This is a genomic window from Luteibacter sp. (assembly GCF_035539195.1).
In the GTDB taxonomy this organism is placed as follows: Bacteria; Pseudomonadota; Gammaproteobacteria; order Xanthomonadales; family Rhodanobacteraceae; genus Luteibacter.
This window is the reverse complement of sequence record NZ_DATLIW010000015.1, coordinates 160,620-180,046: the sequence shown is the minus strand read 5'-3', so window position 1 is coordinate 180,046 and position 19,427 is coordinate 160,620. Positions and strand designations below refer to the sequence as shown.

Below are 19,427 nucleotides of genomic sequence, written 5' to 3'. Positions count from 1 at the left end.
GCGCGCGGCCATACGTATCGCTTGTCCTGGTCGAGTCCAACCCATGAATTTCCTCGGGCCCCGCTTCATCGTCCTGTATGTGCTGATCCTGTTCACTCTCTGCGTGCTCCTGGTGCACCTGCGCGGACGTTCCCGCCTGCGTTTCGACCGCCAGCTGGTGGACCACTCGGCGATCTTCGCGCCGTACAACCTGCTGATGTACGCGTTCTCCGCCGTTCCCGCGCGGCCGATCCTGGACCGCGCCGGATTTCCGCAGCTCGATCTTCTCCAGGGCAATTGGGAGAAGATCCGCGAAGAAGCCATGCACCTGTTCGACGAGGGCTTCATCCGCTCCGCCGAAAAACACAGCGATGCCAGCTTCAATTCGTTCTTCAAGCAGGGCTGGAAGCGCTTTTACCTGAAATGGTACGGCGAGCCGCTGGCTTCGGCCGAAGCGCTCTGCCCGGAGACCGTGAAGCTGCTCAATGCCATCCCCAGCGTGAAGGCGGCCATGTTCGCCCTGCTCCCGCCGGGCAGCAAGCTCAACCCGCACCGCGACCCGTTTGCCGGCTCGCTGCGCTATCACCTGGGCCTGATCACCCCGAACTCCGACGACTGCCGGATCTTCGTCGACGGCGAAATGCATGCCTGGCGCGACGGCAAGGACGTGGTCTTCGACGAAACCTACGTGCACTGGGCCGAGAACCGCACGAACCAGACCCGCGTGATCCTCTTCGCCGACGTCGAGCGTCCGCTGAAGAACCGCGTGATGACCGCCATCAACAAGCGCGTCGGCGCGTTCATGGGCTCGATCACCGCCTCGCCGAACAGCGACGACAGCGGCGAACAGGTCGGCTTCGTCAATCGCATGTTCGCGTTGAACAACCGCGGCCGGGAGCGCAGTCGCAAGTTCAAGAAAGCCAATCCGAAACTGTTCCGCACCATCAAGTACATCGGCATCGTGCTGATGATCTGGCTGATCTTCCTCGCGCCGTATCCGTTCTTCCGCGGAAACAACTGATGCGGTGAATCGGCCCAAGGAAAAGGCCGGTTCACGTCGCCCGGTGCAAGGTGCGAAAGAATGCCCGACCTGAAAGCCGGGCGCCCGGACACCGGTAATCCACGATGAACCAAAAAAAAGACCCCGCACTTCTGCAGGGTCTCTCTTCACCACCTGGCGAACGGCTTACGCCGTAGCGCGGATCCGCTCGACGATCGCGTCGCCGAAGGTGTCCGTCGTACCGGTGCCGCCGACGTCCGGGGTGGTGCGGTCGCGGGCTTCCATCACGTCGCGGATGGCCGCGCGCAGGCGCGTTGCCTTGGCGACCATGTCGAGATGGTCGAGCATGTCGGCCGCGGCGAGCAGCAGCGCGCAGGGGTTGGCCTTTTTCTGGCCGGCGATATCCGGAGCGGAACCATGGACGGCTTCGAAGATCGCCGCGTCCTTGCCGATGTTGGCACCCGGGGCGAGGCCCAGCCCGCCGACGAGGCCGGCGCAGAGGTCGGAGAGGATGTCGCCGAACAGGTTCGTCGTCACGATCACGTCGAACTGGTACGGATTCATCACCAGCTGCATGCAGGCGTTGTCGACGATCATCTCGCCGAACTCGATATCCGGATAATCCTTGGCGACTTCACGCGCCACCGTCAGGAACAGGCCCGACGAGGTCTTCATGATGTTGGCCTTGTGCACCGCCATGACCTTCTTGCGACCCTTCTTGCGGGCCATCTCGAAGGCGTACTTGCAGATGCGCTGCATGCCCGGGCGGGTGTTGCGGATCATCGAAACGGCAACTTCGTTGTCGCCCTCGCCCGTGGTGGTCTGGCCTTCGGCCAGGTACGCACCTTCGGTGTTTTCGCGCACCGTGATGATGTCGATGTTTTCGTAGCGCGCCTTGGTGCCCGGGAAGCTGATCGCCGGACGCACGTTGGCGTAGAGATCGAACTTGCGACGCAGGGTCACGTTGATCGAGGTGAAGCCACCGCCGATCGGCGTGGTCAGCGGACCCTTCAGCGCCACCTTGTGCTCGGCGATCTTGTCGATCGTGTTCTGCGGCAGGAGATCGCCATGCTTTTCCAGGGCCACCACGCCCGCGTCGACGTACTCGTAGGTCAGACCGCAGTCGAGGGCGTCGAGAACGCGAATGGTCGCGTCCATGATCTCGGGGCCGATGCCGTCGCCGGGGATCACGGCAATCGTCTTGCTCATGGGGATAACTCCTGAAGGGAAGCAGGTCGCATGACACGCGCCGAAGGCGCGCGCGGGGAGAAAAATCGCCCAATTATCGGCGATCCTGCCCACTTCCTTCAAGGATGCCGCCCCGATCGGGGCGGCACGGCGGCCAATCAGGCCGCAGGATGGTCCGCGCAGGCTTCGGCGTCGGTCGGTGCCTCGCCTTCCAGGGAGTCGAGGAAATCGACGGCGCGACGCAGATGGGGGATCACGATGGAGCCGCCGACCACGAGGCCGACGCTGAAAACCTCGAAGAATTCGTCGCGATCGACCCCGGCTTCCTTGCACTGGGCCACGTGATAGCTGATGCAATCGTCGCAGCGCAGGACCATCGAGGCGACCAGGCCGAGCATCTCCTTGGTCTTCACGTCCAGGGCGCCCGCGCGGTATGTCTGAGTGTCCAAGGCAAAGAAACGGCGAACCACCTGGTTGTCCTCACCGAGGATGCGCTCGTTCATCCGCTTGCGGAACGCGGTGAATTCTTCGACGCGATTGTCGCCCATCAGTGTGCCGCCTCGAGGATCTCGGCCAGGCGGCCGCTGCGATCGGCCGCCGCGAGGTCGTCGAAGCCGCCGACGTGCGTGCCATTGATGAAGATCTGCGGCACGGTACGACGACCACCGCTCTTCTGGAGCATGAGGTCGCGCTGGGCGGGATCCATGTCGATGCGGACCTCGTTCCAACCCAGGCCCTTGGCCTTGAGCAGGTTCTTGGCGGCGACACAGTAAGGGCAGACAGCGGTCGAATAGATGGTGATATCGGGCGTGGACATGGAGGGAATACTCCGGAAACGAATAGCCAAAAGATGGCGTCGCAGGGCTGATTTTGCAAGATCGACGAACCCTGCCCTGCCGGCGCGGTCCAAGGCGATCGGACTCCCACGGCCGTGGAAGTTACCTCTTCGTTTGGTGATGGTATCGTCCCCGACCTATGCGCAAACCCCTGCCCCGTCTCGCCCTGCTCGCCGCCAGCGCCCTCGCCACCTTCGTTGTCGGCGCCCAGGACAACGTGCGCCTGCCCGACCTGGGCAGCTCCGCCGCCGGGATCCTGAGCCCGCGTGAGGCGAACCAGTACGGCGAGCAGATGCTTCGCCAGATGCACACCCTGAACCTGACCGTCGACGACGCACTGGTGGACCAGTACATCAACGACCTCGGTTTTCGGCTGGTCGCGGCCAGCGACCGGCCGAAGGACCATTTCCAGTTCTTCATCGTCAACGACAGCCAGATCAACGCCTTCGCCGCCCCGGGCGGCTACATCGGCGTGAACGCCGGCCTGATCGATATCACCACCAGCGAGAGCGAACTGGCCGGCGTCATCGCGCACGAAATCGGCCATATCACCCAAAACCACCTCTATCGCGCCTTCGAGGACTCCAAGAAGAACGCGCCGTTGATGGCCCTGGTCCTGCTCGGCGCGATCGCCGCGGGCGCGGGCGGCGGTGCCGGCGATGCCGCCCCGGCCGTGCTTATGGGAGGCCAGGGCCTGATCATGCAGCGACAGATCAATTTCACCCGTAAGGACGAGATCGAGGCCGATCGCGTCGGCATCCAGACCCTGGCCAATGCCGGCTACGACCCGGAGGCCATGGCCGAGTTCTTCGGCCGCATGCAGGACACCCTGCGCGTGGGCGAGGACGAAGAGGCCGCGCCCTCCCTGTTGCTGACCCACCCGGTCACCCTCGAACGCATCAGCGATGCCAAGGGACGGGCACGGGCGATCGAGCAGCGCAATGCCGGCAAGCCACGTCAACCCACCCTGGACAAGGCCACGTGGGAAAAGAGCACGGCGCCTGTGCTCTACGTGAAGGACAACACCCAGCTGACCCCGAATCGCAGCAAGGTCGTGCCGGACAGCGCAGCCGATACCTATGCGCTCATGCGCGAGCGCATCCGCGTGCTCTCCGGCGACGCCCGCAAGCTGGCGGACTTCTACGCCACCAACCTGAAGCGCAAGGATTTCGATACCGCGGCCAATCGCTACGGGTATGCGATCGCCCTCATCCGCAGCGGCCACGGCATGCAGGCGGCCGAGCAGATCCAACCGCTGCTGGTAAGCCAGCCCGCCAGCGTCGTGCTGCGCCTGGCCCTGGCCGATGCCTACGTGGAAGCCGGGCGTCACGGCGACGCCATGGCGCTTTACAAGATCCTGCACGACAACTCGCCACGCAACGGCGCGGTGACCCTGGGCTACGCCCGGGCCCTGACCGATACCGGCCGCGCCGATGAATCGCGCACAGCCGCGGCGCTGCTCAAGCCCATGCTCGACGACAGCGACGACCCGGAGATCTTCCGTACGTTCGCCCGGGCCAGCGAGCGCTCGGGCGATTCGGTACGGGCGGCGGAGGCTTATGCCGATAGTGCGTACCTCTCGGGCCGGCCGTTCGACGCGATGGAGCAGCTGCGCCGCCTGCTCAAACGTGACGACCTGGACTACTACCAGCGCTCCCGGATCCAGGCCCGGATCAGCGACCTGACCCCGCTCCTGCTGGAGTTGCGCAAGAAACGGGTCACCACGGACGACAACCCGGACGGGCGTAGCCAGTGACCCCGAGTCGCAAGAATCGGTGGACTTTCGTGACAATTGTCATTGCCGTGTAACACTGCATGGCTGCAATATGACCGTCACAGCCAACGAGCGGCCTTACGCGTGCATAAACGCATTCTCATCGTGGAAGACGAAGCATCGATTCGCGACATGGTCGCCTTCGCGCTTCGCAAGGCGGGTATGGACGCGGCTCACGCCGCCGACGCCCGCGCCGCACAGATGGCCATCTCCGAGCGCGTCCCGGACCTGATCCTGCTCGACTGGATGCTCCCGGGCACCAGCGGGCTCGAACTCGCCCGCCGGCTGCGCCGCGAGGAGCTCTCCCGGGAAATCCCGATCATCATGCTCACCGCCCGCGGCGAGGAGATGGACCGGGTGAACGGGCTGGAAGCCGGCGTCGACGACTATGTCATCAAGCCCTTCTCCACCCGCGAACTGATCGCCCGGATCAAGGCCGTGCTTCGCCGCAGCCAGGGCGACGACGGCTCCGGTATCGTCGAACTCGGCGGCCTGCGCATCGACGGGCCCGCGCATCGCGTATTCGCCGGCGAAGAAGCGGTTCCCATCGGGCCGACCGAATACCGCCTGCTGTTTTTCTTCATGACCCATCCGGAGCGCGTGTACTCGCGCGCCCAGCTGCTCGACCATGTCTGGGGCGGTAGCGTCTATGTGGAGGAGCGCACGGTGGACGTGCATATCCGCCGCCTGCGCAAGACCCTCGAACCCTGGAAGCTGGACGACATGGTGCAGACCGTTCGTGGCGCGGGCTATCGCTTCTCCGCGAATACCTAGGCTAGCGCGGGGTAGCCGCGCTATCTTGGGCGCCATGCCACCTCGCATCCTTACTTCCTGGCGACTGCCAGCCGCGTGCGCCGCCCTCCTTGTCGTGGGCGGCGCCGTCGGCGCGCTCGCGGGTGCGGCGCTGGTTGGCGTGACCGTCGTCGCGCTGTCGGAAATCGTCGTACTGCTGTCGCTGTTCCGTCACAAGTCGGGGCCAATGTTGCAAACGCCCGCAACACCCGCCCCCGAGTATGACCGTCTGATGACTCGCACCCGCCGTATCGCATCCCGCCTGCGTGATTTGCGCAGCGCGGCCGGGACCCTTCCCGACGCCGTGGTCCTCCTGGACCACTCGCAGCACGTTCGCTGGTTCAACCACGCGGCGGAGGAATTGCTCGGCCTGAAGCGGCCGCGCGATCGCGGCCGCCTGCTTGCCGACCTCCTGCGCAACTCCGAACTGGCCGAGTGGCTTTCCGAAGGTGCGCGCGAACCGCTCAACGACGTGACGGCGCCGGGCCATCCGAACCGCCACGTCACCGCCACCCTGCTCCCTTTCGGCAGCCGGCAGCGGCTGTTGCTGGCGCGTGACACCAGCCATCTCACACGCCTGGAGCAGATCCGTCGGGACTTCGTCGCCAACGTGTCCCACGAACTGCGTACGCCGCTGACGGTGATCCACGGCTACCTCGAGTTGCTCGATCCCGAAGACGTCCCCGAACTGGCACCGGTGCTCGACGAAATGCGCGCGCAGTCCAAGCGCATGGGCCAGATCGTCGAAGACCTGCTCACACTGTCGCGCCTGGAAACCCAGGACCACGTGGCCGACGAACACGTCCAGATGGCGCCCATGCTGGCCAGCCTGCGCAAGGAGGCAGAAGCACTCAGCCAGGGACGGCACACCGTCTCGCTGGATATGGCCACGGCGTCCGACCTGCTCGGCTCGCCGAAGGATCTGCACAGCGCGTTCTCCAACCTGGTCAGCAACGCCGTGCGCTACACCCCTTCCGGCGGGCGCATCGCGATCCGCTGGGCCGACGCCGAAGGCGGCGCGAAATTCTCCGTGCAGGACTCCGGCTTCGGTATCCCGGCCACGCATATCGCACGCCTCACGGAACGTTTCTATCGCGTCTCTTCCAGCCGTTCGCGCGATTCGGGCGGCACCGGCCTGGGCCTGTCGATCGTCAAGCACGTGCTCAACCTGCACCAGGCGCGCCTGGTGATCGAGAGCGAACCGGGCAAGGGTTCGACCTTCGCCTGCGTCTTCGGCAGCGACCGCCTGCTCGATGGCGCCCGGCTGCAGGAAGCGGCCGGCCTGCACCTGTAATCGATGGCCGGCAAGCGCCGCCAGGTTGCTGCGATGCCGCTTTCCGGCATGATGTCCGATACGCCACCATCGGACGTCGTGAAAGGATCAGCGAACAGCATGAGCGAGTCTGTCGACCTCGGCGCCCCTGCGCTGTACATCAACCGCGAGCTGGCGGCACTGGAGTTCAACTTCCGTGTGCTCGCCCAGGCGCGCGATCCGGATGTGCCCGTGCTCGAGCGCCTGCGCTACCTGACCATCGTCACCAACAACCTCGACGAATATTTCGAGGTGCGCGTCGCGGTGCTCAAGCACAAGCACGCGCTGGGCGCGACCACGCCAGGCGCCGACGGACTCTCGTCGACGGACATCCTCGCGCGAATCCGCGAGCGCACGCTCGAACTGGTCGCGGAGATCTACGCGATATGGCACGACGAGCTGGGTCCCGCGCTGGGTGCCGAGGGCATTCGCTATCTGACCCGCGACACCTGGACCGAAAAGCAGCGCCGCTGGCTGCTCGGCTACTTCCAGAACGAGATCCAGCCAGTGCTGTCGCCGCTCGGTCTCGACCCCTCGCATCCGTTCCCGCGCATCCTCAACAAGACCCTCAACCTCGCCGTCGTGCTCAAGGGTCGCGACGCGTTCGGGCGCGAAGGTCACATGGCGCTGGTGCGTGCGCCGCGTTCGCTGCCGCGTATCATCAAGCTGCCCGCCGAAGTATCCGAAGGCGACGGCGATTTCGTCTTCCTCGCCGAAGTGCTGCAGGCCTTCGCGGACGAGATCTTCCCTGGCTTCGATGTCTGCGCCTCGTATCAGTTCCGGGTCACGCGCAACAGCGAGCTGGTGGTCGAGGAAGCGGAAGTGGAAAACCTCGCCCGCGCACTCAGCGAGGAACTGGTCGGGCGCGGCTATGCGCGACCGGTGCGCCTCGAAGTCGGCGCCGATTGCCCGCGCAACATCACCGACATGCTGATGGCCAACTTCCAGCTGGAAGAAGCCGATGTGTATCGTTGCGACGGCCCGGTCAACATCATCCGCGCCAGTCTCATCTACGACCAGCTGGATCGTCCCGAGCTCAAGTTCCCGCGTTTCACTCCACGCCTGTCGCCGGCATTCGGCAAGGGCGTCAACGAATTCGACGTCCTCGGCGTGCGCGACGTGCTCCTCCATCATCCGTACGAATCGTTCGCCTCGGTGGTGGAACTGCTGCGCCGTGCCTCGCAAGACGCCGGCGTGCTGGCGATCAAGCAGACGCTCTATCGCGCCGGAAAGGATTCCCCCCTGGTCGACCTGCTGGTGGAAGCCGCGCGCAACGGCAAGGACGTCACCGTGGTGATCGAGCTGCGCGCACGGTTCGACGAAGAGGCCAACATCGGCCTGGCGAACCGTCTGCAGGAAGCCGGCGTGCAGGTGGTCTACGGCGTCGTCGGATACAAGACGCACGCCAAGATGCTGCTGATCGTGCGTCGCGAGGGAACGGGCCTGCGCCGCTACGTGCATCTCTCCACGGGCAATTATCATCAGGGCAACAGTCGCGGCTACACCGATATCGGCCTGATGACCTCGCACCCGGAAATCGGCGAAGACATCCACAAGGTGTTCCAGCAGCTGTCGGGCCTGGGTCCGATGATCCAGCTCAAGCGCCTGCTGCACTCGCCTTTCACGCTGTACAGTGGCGTCATGGCCCGCATCGAGCGCGAGATCGAGCACGCGCGGAACGGGCGTCCCGGGCGCATCGTCGCCAAGCTCAACGCGCTGAACGAGGCGCACGTCGTCGAGGCCCTGTACAGGGCCTCGGTCGCCGGGGTGCAGATCGACCTGATCATCCGTGGCGCGTGCACCCTTCGTCCGGGCATCCCCGGCGTATCGGAAAACATCCGCGTGCGTTCGATCGTCGGCCGCTTCCTCGAACACAGTCGCGTGTACTGGTTCGGCAACGACGGCGAACCGGAACTGTTCTGCGCAAGCGCCGACTGGATGGAGCGCAATCTCATGCGTCGCATCGAAATAGGCGTACCCATCCTCGACCCCGACCTGGCCAAACGCGTGTACGACGAAACCCTCGACAATTACCTGCGCGACAACACCCAAGCCTGGATGCTCGGCGACGATGGCCGATACACACGTCGCATCCCCGCCACGGGCGAAGCCCCGTACAGCGCGCAGCAGGCGCTGCTGGCCGAATACTGCGCGTGACGAGGCGCATCCTGCTCCTTTCGGTGTCGGCCGGCGCGGGTCATGTGCGCGCCGCGGATGCCCTCGAAGCGACCATCGGCGCGCTGGCGGCGGATGGCCTCGACGTGGAGGCGCGTCACCTCGACGTGATGGACTTCGTGCCGTCGAGCTTTCGCCGGATCTACGCCGATTTCTACCTGGGCCTGATCACGCACTATCCGCGCCTGTGGGGCATGCTTTACCGGATCACCGATGACGCGCGCCCCGAAGCCGTCATGCAGCGCATGCGCCGCACGATCGAGCGGCTGAACACAAGAAGGCTGCGTGCGGCGATCGCCGACTTCGCGCCCGACGCCATCGTCTGCACGCACTTCCTGCCGGCGGAGATGTTGATGCGGCAGATCCGCAAAGGCCGCGTCAACGTGCCGGTCTACTTGCAGGTCACGGATTTCGACCTTCATCGCATGTGGGTGATTCCGGGCATGACCGGCTACTTTGCCGGGAGCCCGGAGATCGCCCATCGCATGCGCGCGGTCGGCCTGCCGCCGGAGCGCGTCCACATGACCGGCATCCCGGTAATGCCCGCCTTCGGCCAGGCCCACGATCGTCGCGCCCTGCGTGCGGAATTCGGCATGGACCAGAATCGCCCCGCCTATCTCGTCATGGGCGGCGGCGCCGGTGTCGGCGGGCTCGACGAACTGGCCGACAAGCTGCTGTCGGAGGGCGGCGATTTTCAGCTGGTGGTGCTGGCCGGGCGCAACGCGGAGATGCTCGAGCGACTGCGCGTGCTGGCCGCCTCGAAGCATGCGGGGCGCCTTTTTCCGCACGGGTTCACACGCCAGGTGGAGCGGCTGATGGCCTGCTGCGACCTCGCGATCACCAAGCCCGGCGGACTGACCACGTCGGAGTGCCTTGCCGTCGGCCTGCCGATGATCGTCAACGCACCCATTCCCGGCCAGGAAGAACGTAACGCGGATTACCTGCTCGAACAGGGCGCCGCCTGGAAAGCCATCGACGCGGTAGCCCTGGCCTGGCGTATCCGCGACTTGCAGGAACAGCCGACGCGCCTGGCCGCCATGGCGGCCAGCGCACGAGCCCTCGGTCGCCCGCATGCGGCGCGCGATGTGGTCGACACGGTGCTTGCGCTGCTGGATGGCCGATGAGCCATTCGCCCCGTCGCCGTCTCGTCGCGGTCCTGGCAACCGCGGCGATCACCTTCGTGCTCGCCTTCATGTTTGCCCACGTCGAGGTGGAAATCGAAGGCCCGCACGGCTGGGCCACCAGCCTGCCCACCTGGCGCGTCGAGAACCACTGGTTGCTCGACCTGCTCTGGGGTGGACGGCCGATGACCGGCTACCACGCCTGGGTCTTTCCCTTCATTGCCCTGTTCTTCCATTTTCCGATGGTGTTCCAGGGCTATTGGAGCTGGCGCGCACAGGTTCGCGTGATCGCCTGCGTCATGCTTTTCTGGGTTGCCGAGGACGGCCTGTGGTTCATCCTCAACCCGGCCTTCGGCCTGGCGCGTTTCAATCCGGAGAACGTTCCATGGCATCGCCACTGGTGGGGGCCTGCGCCCACGGATTACTGGGTGTTCGGCTTCCTTTGCATCGTGTTGTTCGTGCTTTCCGCCTTGCCCAAGAGCCGCATCGCAAAGCCAGCCTGACAAAAGGCGTTGCATGCAAGCCCCGGCCTCATGCCAGAATCCCCCGATACGCCGCTGCGGACAGATCTCTTGCCGACCATAGGTAAATCGCAGATCAACGAAGGCGAATTCCTCGCCGCCGTTGACCTCGGCTCCAACAGCTTCCACATGGTGGTGGCGCGTTACGAACACGGCGAGCCCCGTGTCATCGACCGTCTGCGCGACTCCGTCCGCATGGCTGTGGGCCTGCGCCCCGATGGCACGCTGGACGCGAGCCACCGCGCCGCCGCGCTGGCCAGCCTTGCCCGCTTCGGCCAGCGCATCGCCGGCATTCCCGCCCTGCACGTGCGCGCGGTGGCGACCAATACCGTGCGTCGGCTGGCCTCGCCACATGCCTTCCTGTCCGCCGCGGAAGCCGCGCTGGGGCACCCGGTGGAAATCGTCTCGGGCCGCGAGGAAGGTCGACTGATCTTCCTCGGTTCCTCGCACGACCTGCCGGCCTCGCGCGATCACCGTCTGGTCATCGACATCGGCGGCGGCAGCACCGAATTCATCATCGGCCGCGGTACCGCGCCGCTGCTGACCGAAAGCGTGCAGGTGGGCTGCATCGCCTCCACGCTGCGCTTCTTCCCCGGCGGCAAGATCACCCGCAAGCGCTGGCAGAAAGCCCGCCGCGAGATCGGTGTGCTGCTCCAGCAGTTTTCCGAGGACTACCGCGAGGCTGGCTGGGCCGATGCCTATGGCTCGTCCGGCACCGCCAAGTCCATCGGCTCCGTGGTCCGCGCGATGAAACTCTCCGACGACGGGATCACGCCCGAATCGCTGGCCGCCGTGCGCGAGGCACTGATCGAACAGGGCTCGTCCGGCGTGCTCAAGCTGCCGGGCCTGGCCGAAGACCGCGCCGAGGTATTCGCCGGAGGCGTGGCCATTTTCGAAGCCGCCTTCGAGGCGCTGGGCATCGAGCGCCTGCGTGTCTCGGAAAGTTCGATGCGCGAGGGCCTGCTCTGGGATCTGATCGGCCGTTCCGCCGGTACCGACCCGCGCATGGCCAGCATCGACTCGCTGGCCAGCCGCTACGGCGTGGACCGCGCCCAGGCGCGTCGCGTCGAAACCACGGCGCTGAGCCTGTTCGACCAGCTGGGCAAGGCCTGGAAACTCGACGACGACGCCCGTGAGTGGCTGTCCTGGGCCGCGCGTGTGCACGAACTCGGGCTGGCCATCGCCCACAGCCAGCACCAGCGCCACGGCGGCTACATTCTTCGTCACGCCGATCTGGCCGGCTTCTCGCGGCAGGAACAGCAGCTACTGGCCGCCATCGTCGAGTGCCATCGCCGCAAGCCGGAGAAATCCGTTATCTCGGCGTTGCCGGTGCGCTACCGCGTGCTGGCCCGGCATATCACGGCGATCCTCCGCCTGGGTGTCCTCTTCCGCCGCGCCCGTCGCGCCGAAGCCCTGCCCCGCATCCGTGTCAGCGCCTCGCGCCAACGCCTGCGGCTTTCCCTGCCGGCGGACTGGCTGGACCAGCACCCGCTGACCGAAGCCGATCTCGACCAGGAGCGCGAGCCGCTGGCCGAGCTCGGACTGGATCTGGAGATCGTCACCGAATGACCGCGATAGGCCCGGCAAACGGGCGTATCATGGCGCGATTGTTTCACCGTCACGACCGGTAACCCATGCTCAAAGCCGTCTTCGCCAGCCTTCTACTCGCCCTGCCCGCCATTTCCCTGGCCCAGGCGACCAAGCCGGCAGCGCCTGCGCCGGCGTCCGTCGACCACCCGCGTGTGGTCATGCACACCACCCAGGGCGACGTCACGTTCGAGTTGTTCCCGGACAAGGCGCCCAAGAGCGTCGCCAACTTCCTGCAATACGTGCGCGACGGCTTCTACGACGGCACGGTGTTCCACCGGGTGGTCAACGGCTACATGGTGCAGGGCGGCCTTTACAGCCGCGACCTGACCCAGCGACGCACGCGTGCGGCTATTCCCAGCGAGGCCGACAACGGCCTGTCCAACACGCGTGGCACGCTCGCGGTCGCCCGCGGGGGCGATCCGAATTCCGGTACCGCGCAATTCTTCGTCAACCTCGTCGACAACCGCCGCCTCGATTACGTCAGCAACCAGAGCGGCCTGACCTGGGGCTTCGCCGTGTTCGGCAAGGTCGTCTCGGGCATGGACGTCGTCGACAAGATCGCCGCCCTGCCCACCCGCGCGCAGGGCCCCTTCGTCGGCGACGTGCCCAATCCGATCGTGATCATCGACTCGGCCAATGTTGTCGGTGAGGAAAAGGCCCGCCCCGCGGCAGCCACCACGACGGGGACGCCGGCCGAACCGGCGAAGACCGCGCCGGAACCGGCCAAGCCGACCCCGACGAAGAAGGGCGAGAAGAAGACCGCCCCGCCGAAGGCCGCATGAGCACGCTGTTCATCGCGGACCTGCACCTCGACGAGGCGCGTCCGGACATCACCACCTTGTTCGAACAGTTCCTCGGTTCGGACGAGGCACGCTCGGCGGCCGCCTTCTATATCCTCGGCGACCTCGTCGAAGCCTGGATCGGCGACGACGACGACGCCGAACTGCCGACCCGCATCGCTGCGGCGACGCGCGCCCTGCATGAGAGCGGCGTGCCGGTCTATTTCATGGCCGGCAATCGCGATTTTCTGCTTGGCCAACGCTTCGCCGAGCGCGCCGGGATGACCCTGCTGGACGACGGCACCGTCCACGATATCGAAGGTACACCGACCCTCCTCATGCACGGCGATGTCCTGTGCACCGACGATGTCGAATACCAGGCCGTGCGGGCGCAGGTGCGTACCGATGCCTGGAAGCAGCAGATCCTGTCGATGCCCCTGGAGGCACGTCGTGCCTTCGCCGCCAAGGCGCGCAGCGACAGCAAGGCACGCACCGGCCAGAACGACGAGACGATCATGGATGTAAACCAGGGCGCCGTGGAAGCGGCGCTGCGCCATGCGGGCGTGCATCGGCTCATTCACGGGCACACGCATCGGCCGGCGATCCATCCCTTCGTCCTCGACGGGGCGAACGCCGAGCGCATCGTACTGGGCGACTGGTACGACCATGGCTCCGTGCTGGCGATCGACGACAACCGGCTCGACTTACGCGGGCTTTGGCGGACATAGCGGTTCGCAAGCACCCTTCAGTCGCAAGCACCCATCGCCGATGAATCGGCTCCCACACACAGCCTATTGGTCGCACCGGTCAGGCTTTGTGTGCAAGCACCCATCGCCGATCAATCGGCTCCCACACACTGCCTATTCGTCGCACCGGTCAGGCTTTGTGTGGGAGCCGATTTATCGGCGATCCCTGCGCAGCGAACAGCGAACGGCACCTCAGCTCAATGTCGCGAGCCACACCAGTTCGGACTCCGAGAACCCTGCCTCGCGCCGTGCATCGAGGTTGAACGGCCCGCGCAACGAGCCGTTCATATAATCGTTCAGCAACTGGGCGAACGTCGCTTCCGGCTCGATGCCATCCCGCGCGCAACACCAGTGGAACCAGCGCGTGCCGGCGGCCACGTGGGCCACTTCCTCGCGCAGGATCACCTCGAGAATGCCAACGGTGCGCTCGTCGTTTTGCCGACGCAGGCGCTCCATCATGCCCGGCGTCACATCCAGTCCGCGCGCCTCGAGCACGCGCGGTACCAGCGCCATGCGCGCCGTATCGCTATGCGCGGTCTTCTCGGCCATTTCCCACAAGCCATTGTGGGCATCGAAATCGCCATAGGCGTGCCCGAGCTCGGCAAGCCGAGCGGAGAGCATGGTGAAATGGCGGGCTTCGTCGTTGGCGCAGGATGCCCAGTCGCGGTAATACGCGTCGGGCTTGCCGCGGAATCGGTACACCGCATCCCAGGCGAGATCGATCGCATTGAATTCGATATGGGCGATCGCGTGCACGAGCGCGGCACGTCCTTCGGGCGTACCGAGACCACGTTGCGCCAGCTCGCGCGAGGGCACCAGGCGCGGACGTTCGGGACGTCCCGGCAAACCGATGGGGAGCGGCGGCGGCGATGACGCGTCGGGTGCGAGCGCGCCCTCGCCCAATGCCGCCCAGGTCGCGAAACTCAGGCGAACCTTCTCGGCGGGATCGGTCGCCTCGAGGCAACGGCGCGCGGCGGCGTGGAGATCGTGCATCACGGCATGACGGCGCGCCGGAACGCGCCGCCGGTCGCTCAGGCGCTACGACGTTCGTTCTTGGCCGAATCCGAACGCATGGCTTCCTGCTGTTCGAGGAAGCCGGCGTCGACGCCGGTCACGTACTCGCCGGAGAAGCACGAGGTGTCGAAATGCGTGAGCTCTTCGTTGCCGTCGGCCACTGCCTGGATCAGGTCTTCCAGATCCTGGTAGACCAGCCAGTCGGCACCGAGCGCCTTCTCAACCTCTTCCACCGTACGTCCCGCAGCGACCAGTTCGGAAGCAGCCGGCATGTCGATGCCATAGATGTTCGGGTAGCGCACGGGCGGTGCGGCGGAGGCGAAGTAGACATGCTTCGCACCGGCATCGCGCGCCATCTGGATGATCTGCCGCGAGGTGGTACCACGTACGATGGAGTCGTCCACCAGCAGTACGTTCTTCTTGCGGAATTCCAGGTCGATGGCGTTGAGCTTGCGGCGCACGGATTTCACGCGCTCGCCCTGCCCCGGCATGATGAAGGTGCGGCCGATGTAATGGTTCTTGACCAGGCCTTCGCGCATCGGGACGCCCAGCGCCTGGGCCAGCGAACTGGCCGCGGTGCGCGAGGTGTCCGGAATGGGAATGACCGCATCGATGCCGTGGTCCGGACCGCGCTCGCGGAGGATCTTCTCGGCAAGCTTCTCGCCCATGCGCAGGCGCGCTTTGTAGACGGAGACGTCCTCGATCATCGAGTCCGGACGTGCGAGGTACACGTATTCGAAGATGCAGGGCGCATGGACCGCGCCCTCGGCGCAGCGCTGCGTGTGCAGCTCGCCGCCTTCGGTGACGATGACCGCTTCGCCCGGCTCGATGTCGCGAATGCGCTTGAAGCCCAGCACATCGAACGCGACGGACTCCGACGCGATGGCGTACTCGTGGCCTTCGGCCGTGATGCGTTCACCGAGCACCAACGGGCGGATGCCGTTGGGATCGCGGAAGGCGATGAGACCGTAGCCGAGCACCAGTGCGATGCACGCGTAACCGCCACGGGCACGGGCGTGTACGCCGGCGATCGCCTTGAAGACATGCTCCGGCGTGAGGTCGCCGCGGTCGTCCACCTGCAGCTCGTGCGCGAGCACGTTGAGCAGTACTTCGGAATCGGAATCCGTGTCGATATGACGACGGTCGTCCTCGAACATTTCCTTGCGCAGGGCCTCGGTGTTGACGAGGTTGCCGTTGTGCGCGAAGGCGATGCCGTACGGCGAGTTGACGTAGAAGGGCTGGGCCTCGTCCGTGCCCTCGGAGCCGGCGGTCGGATAACGGCAATGGCCGATACCGATTCGGCCACGCAGTTTGCTGACGCCCGCCGAGTTGAAGACGTCGCGAACCAGTCCGTTGCCCTTGTGCAGGCGCAGCCGCGCGCCATCCACGGTGGCAATGCCGGCGGCATCCTGCCCACGATGTTGCAGGACGGTCAGGCCGTCATACAGGGCCGACGCCACTTCCGTGGTGCCGACGATGCCGATGATTCCGCACATGGGTGTTGCCTTCTACGAAGTGGCCGCCGTGGTCGCGGCGGCAGGGTGAACGTGATCTTTGTCCGGTTGCGCGGGGGTGGAGAAATCGCGCAACCTCATGAGGTCGTCCTTGCTGGGCAGCTTCACGTCCGGCATCTTCAGGTTCTCCAGAGCGGCAGGCGGATGCATGTATCCGCGCACATTCTCCGGAACCTGCTGACCCAGCCATTCGGCCGCGCCACGGAACTGCGGCATCATCGCCGACTCGCGCCACATGGGGGCGTTTGCCAGGGGCGTGAAGCTCACGACGAACACGACCAGGGCCACGATGAGCACACCGCGCGCGAGGCCGAACAGCATGCCGAACAAGCGGTCGGTACCGCCCAGTCCCGTACTCGCGACCAAGCGCGAGATCATGAACCGGATCAGCCCGCCGACCAGCAGCACGGCGATGAAACACAAGCCATAACCGATCGCCACACGTGCCGAAGGCAGGGACACGCTGCTTTCGAAGTAATGCGCCAGCGACGGGCCATACGTCCAGGCCACCCAGAAGGCGGCGACCCAGATCACGAGCGAGAGCACCTCGGAAATGAGGCCGCGCACCAGGCCGATCAAGACCGAGATGAACAGGATCGCCAGGATGACGCAGTCGATCCAATTCACGTGACAGTCCCCGGTTTCACGTTGAGAGCGAGTCGCAGCGCCTTACGGCGCCGAAACGACGACGCCATCCAGGCCGACCTTGGCCTTGATCTGGTCTTTAAGGCGCACGGCGTCGTCACGCTGGGTCTGGGGCCCGGCGCGCACACGCCACAGCTTGGCACCGGCACTGGACGCGACACTATCGACATAGCCGGCAATGCCCGCGCCACGCAGCTTGTCGCGCAGGCGCGTGGCCTCGGCCTCGCTGCTCACGGCAGCCACCTGGACGGCGAAGCCACCCGCGTGCGGCGGCGCGACCGGCACGGCGGCGCTCGCGGTGGCCGGAGCCGCGACGGGAGCCGCCTTTGGTGGCGCCGGCACGTCCGCCGTTTGGGTCTCGGCCTTGGACGAGAGCGTGGCAGGCGCGCCCGGAGCGGCGGCGGTGATCTTGAGCCGCGCGGCTTCGGCCGCGGCACGCGATTCGAACGGACCGGCGGTGACGCGGGTCAGCGCCTTGCCGGCCTGGTTGGATGCGGAGGTGTTCACCGGATAACCCAGGGCCCGGACCTTCTGCACCAGCGCGTCCGCCTTGCTGCGGTCGGCGTAGGCGCTGAGGTTGATCGTGAAGCTGCCACGCGCGGCGGTACCGGCCGGGAGGGCGGCGGCGGGTGGCGTCGCGACCACGGGGGCCGGAGCCGCAACGGCGGTCGGCTTCACCGGCTTGGTCGCCGGGGTGGCGACCGGCTTGGCTGCCGGCGGCGCATTGGCGAAGTCTTCCGGCAGGGCGTCGACCGGCTTGCGCGAGGCGATATCGACCGAGGCGAGCTTGTTGCCGTTGCCGGGGGTGACGGTAGCGGCCGGCGGGGTCGCGTCGACCGGGGTAGCCGTGGGACGCACCGGGCCGCCGGCGGCCTGCGGGCCACTGACCGAGGCCGGCGAGCCATTGGGCGCCACGTCGAGCGTGCGCGTCTGCAGTTCACGATCGGGCGCGGGCGGAATCTCCAGGCTGACCGTCTGGTCCGCGTCGCTCTTGGGCGGTGTGTTGGAGAACATCATCGGCACGAAAAGAACCAACAGAGCAACCAGAACGGCGGCACCCAGCAGACGTGTTTTCAAGGAAAGCTCCATACGACCGACGCAATGCGAATCGCGGCGATTATAACCGGCAATCGACGGCCCCGCCGCCGCTCACGCCCGGGCGTTCACGTACGGTGAGACAGTGCGGCGGCGGCGACGAAGAACGAACCGAACAGGAGCAGCACGTCGTCTTCGCCGGCCTCCGCGCGGGCCGCCGTCCATGCCGACGCGACGTCGGCAAACGCACGCCCGGCGGCCTTCGGCGCGACCGCCGCGAGGCTCCCGGCGAGGGCCGCCGCGGGGAGCCCCCGGGGCGTGTCGCGATCCAGCCCGGCGAGGTACCACTGGTCGACGCGATCGACCAACGCTTCGATCACCCCACCCACATCCTTGTCGGCCAACGCCCCGTACACCGCGCGCACGCGGCCCGTCCGCGGCGTGGCATCCAGCCACGCTGCCAGGGCGCGTGCCGCCTGGGGGTTGTGACCGACATCCACCAGGGTGAGCGGGTGCTCGGCAACCCGCTGCAGACGGCCCGGGACGCGGACACCCGTCAACGCGTGCCGGATCGCACCCGGGTTCACGTCGACGCGTGCGCCGAGGGCATGGATGGCGGCGATCGCCGTGGCCGCGTTGTCGACCTGCACCGGCGCGTCGAGTCGCGGATACGGCAGGTCGAGGAGGGTTCCGTCACGATGCGACCACTGCCAGACCGGGTCCCCCTCCATGCGGCGGACGGAAAACGCCGTGCCGTTTGCGACCACGTCGGCCCCGATGCCACGCAAAGCCTGCACGAGCCCAGCGGGAGGCGACCGCTCGCCGATGACGGCCGGACGCCCCGCCCTGGCGATGCCGGCCTTCTCGCGACCGATACTGTCGCGATCGCCGCCCAGCCAGTCCTGGTGGTCGAGATCGATGGTGGTGATCACAGCCACGTCCGCGTCGACGATATTCACGGCGTCCAGGCGGCCGCCCAGCCCGACTTCGATCACGGCGATGTCCAGCGCGGCGCGGGCCATCAGGTCGATCGCCGCCAGCGTGCCGAACTCGAAGTAAGTCTGTGGGATAGCGCCACGTGCGGCCTCGATGCGTTCGAACGCCGCGACCAGCGCTTCGTCGGTGGCGTCCTCCCCCTCGATACGCACCCGCTCGTTGTAGCGCAGCAGATGGGGCGAGGTGTAGCAGCCGACGCGGTAACCGGCGGCGCGCAGCATCCCCTCCAGGAAGGCGACCGTCGAGCCCTTGCCGTTGGTGCCACCGACGGTGATGACCAACGGCGCGGGGCGCGGGGCGCCCATCGCTTGCCACACGGTACGAACCCGGTCCAGACCGAGCGCGATCTCACGGGGATGCGTGCCTTCCTGGTAAGCGAGCCATTCGGCGAGACTGCGGCTCATGCCGGG

The 19,427-nt window shown here is 66.4% G+C and carries 17 protein-coding genes and 1 pseudogene; 10 read left to right on the top strand and 8 right to left on the bottom strand.

Annotated features, from left to right (window positions below):
* Window positions 1–43 precede the first annotated feature (43 nt).
* The gene (locus VM621_RS04840; RefSeq protein ID WP_414674487.1) at window positions 44–1,000 is read left to right on the top strand and encodes an aspartyl/asparaginyl beta-hydroxylase domain-containing protein; all 957 of its coding nucleotides are present in this window, start codon (window positions 44–46) and stop codon (window positions 998–1,000) included.
* Window positions 1,001–1,165: 165 nt separating this feature from the next.
* Here the strand turns inward: VM621_RS04840 and VM621_RS04835 are convergent, their stop codons facing one another.
* From VM621_RS04835 to grxC, 3 genes are all read right to left on the bottom strand, one after another.
* Entirely contained in the window at window positions 1,166–2,188 is a 1,023-nt protein-coding gene (locus tag VM621_RS04835; protein ID WP_325467851.1) for an isocitrate dehydrogenase, read from the bottom strand.
* 137 nt (window positions 2,189–2,325) lie between these two features.
* Window positions 2,326–2,715, bottom strand: coding sequence for a carboxymuconolactone decarboxylase family protein (locus VM621_RS04830; RefSeq protein ID WP_325467850.1), 390 nt, complete (start codon window positions 2,713–2,715; stop codon window positions 2,326–2,328).
* Window positions 2,715–2,984, bottom strand: coding sequence for a glutaredoxin 3 (gene grxC / locus VM621_RS04825; RefSeq protein WP_325467849.1), 270 nt, complete (start codon window positions 2,982–2,984; stop codon window positions 2,715–2,717). The genes VM621_RS04830 and grxC overlap by 1 nt, the downstream gene beginning before the upstream one ends.
* A gap of 158 nt (window positions 2,985–3,142) precedes the next feature.
* Here grxC and VM621_RS04820 point away from each other — a divergent pair, with 158 nt between their 5' ends.
* The 9 genes and pseudogenes from VM621_RS04820 to VM621_RS04780 all read left to right on the top strand — a co-directional run bounded on the left by VM621_RS04820 (window position 3,143) and on the right by VM621_RS04780 (window position 13,795).
* A complete protein-coding gene (locus VM621_RS04820; protein WP_325467848.1) occupies window positions 3,143–4,759 on the top strand; it encodes a M48 family metalloprotease in 1,617 nt (538 codons plus the stop codon).
* 102 nt (window positions 4,760–4,861) lie between these two features.
* Window positions 4,862–5,551: a phosphate regulon transcriptional regulator PhoB gene (phoB, locus tag VM621_RS04815; RefSeq protein ID WP_063570381.1), complete on the top strand. Its 690-nt coding sequence runs from the start codon at window positions 4,862–4,864 to the stop codon at window positions 5,549–5,551.
* A 34-nt stretch (window positions 5,552–5,585) separates the two neighbouring features.
* Entirely contained in the window at window positions 5,586–6,863 is a 1,278-nt protein-coding gene (phoR, locus tag VM621_RS04810; RefSeq protein ID WP_325467847.1) for a phosphate regulon sensor histidine kinase PhoR, read from the top strand.
* Between the two features lie 51 nt (window positions 6,864–6,914).
* Complete coding sequence (gene ppk1, locus VM621_RS04805) at window positions 6,915–9,038, top strand: polyphosphate kinase 1 (protein WP_325467915.1); 2,124 nt, start codon at window positions 6,915–6,917, stop codon at window positions 9,036–9,038.
* Window positions 9,035–10,180 carry an MGDG synthase family glycosyltransferase gene (locus tag VM621_RS04800; RefSeq protein ID WP_325467846.1) on the top strand — a complete coding sequence of 382 codons (1,146 nt, stop codon included), beginning with the start codon at window positions 9,035–9,037 and terminating at the stop codon, window positions 10,178–10,180. Before ppk1 ends, VM621_RS04800 begins: the two co-directional genes overlap by 4 nt.
* Complete coding sequence (locus tag VM621_RS04795) at window positions 10,177–10,680, top strand: hypothetical protein (RefSeq protein WP_325467845.1); 504 nt, start codon at window positions 10,177–10,179, stop codon at window positions 10,678–10,680. The genes VM621_RS04800 and VM621_RS04795 overlap by 4 nt, the downstream gene beginning before the upstream one ends.
* A 30-nt stretch (window positions 10,681–10,710) precedes the next feature.
* Entirely contained in the window at window positions 10,711–12,267 is a 1,557-nt protein-coding gene (locus VM621_RS04790; protein WP_325467844.1) for a Ppx/GppA phosphatase family protein, read from the top strand.
* A 179-nt stretch (window positions 12,268–12,446) separates the two neighbouring features.
* Window positions 12,447–12,929: pseudogene (locus VM621_RS04785) on the top strand (peptidylprolyl isomerase); the annotation flags it as partial.
* A 137-nt stretch (window positions 12,930–13,066) separates the two neighbouring features.
* A complete protein-coding gene (locus VM621_RS04780; protein WP_325467842.1) occupies window positions 13,067–13,795 on the top strand; it encodes a UDP-2,3-diacylglucosamine diphosphatase in 729 nt (242 codons plus the stop codon).
* A 210-nt stretch (window positions 13,796–14,005) separates the two neighbouring features.
* On the opposite strand, the gene VM621_RS04775 is transcribed toward VM621_RS04780, so the two are convergent.
* The 5 genes from VM621_RS04775 to folC form a co-directional block, all read right to left on the bottom strand.
* Window positions 14,006–14,806 (bottom strand): ferritin-like domain-containing protein, encoded by an 801-nt coding sequence (locus tag VM621_RS04775; RefSeq protein ID WP_325467841.1) that lies wholly within the window; start codon window positions 14,804–14,806, stop codon window positions 14,006–14,008.
* 38 nt (window positions 14,807–14,844) lie between these two features.
* Window positions 14,845–16,323, bottom strand: a complete 1,479-nt coding sequence (gene purF / locus VM621_RS04770) for an amidophosphoribosyltransferase (protein WP_325467840.1) — start codon at window positions 16,321–16,323, stop codon at window positions 14,845–14,847.
* Window positions 16,324–16,335: 12 nt separating this feature from the next.
* A complete protein-coding gene (locus VM621_RS04765; protein ID WP_063572210.1) occupies window positions 16,336–16,968 on the bottom strand; it encodes a CvpA family protein in 633 nt (210 codons plus the stop codon).
* A 42-nt stretch (window positions 16,969–17,010) separates the two neighbouring features.
* The gene (locus tag VM621_RS04760) at window positions 17,011–18,063 is read right to left on the bottom strand and encodes an SPOR domain-containing protein (protein WP_325467839.1); all 1,053 of its coding nucleotides are present in this window, start codon (window positions 18,061–18,063) and stop codon (window positions 17,011–17,013) included.
* An 86-nt stretch (window positions 18,064–18,149) separates the two neighbouring features.
* Complete coding sequence (gene folC, locus VM621_RS04755) at window positions 18,150–19,421, bottom strand: bifunctional tetrahydrofolate synthase/dihydrofolate synthase (RefSeq protein ID WP_325467838.1); 1,272 nt, start codon at window positions 19,419–19,421, stop codon at window positions 18,150–18,152.
* Window positions 19,422–19,427 lie beyond the last annotated feature (6 nt).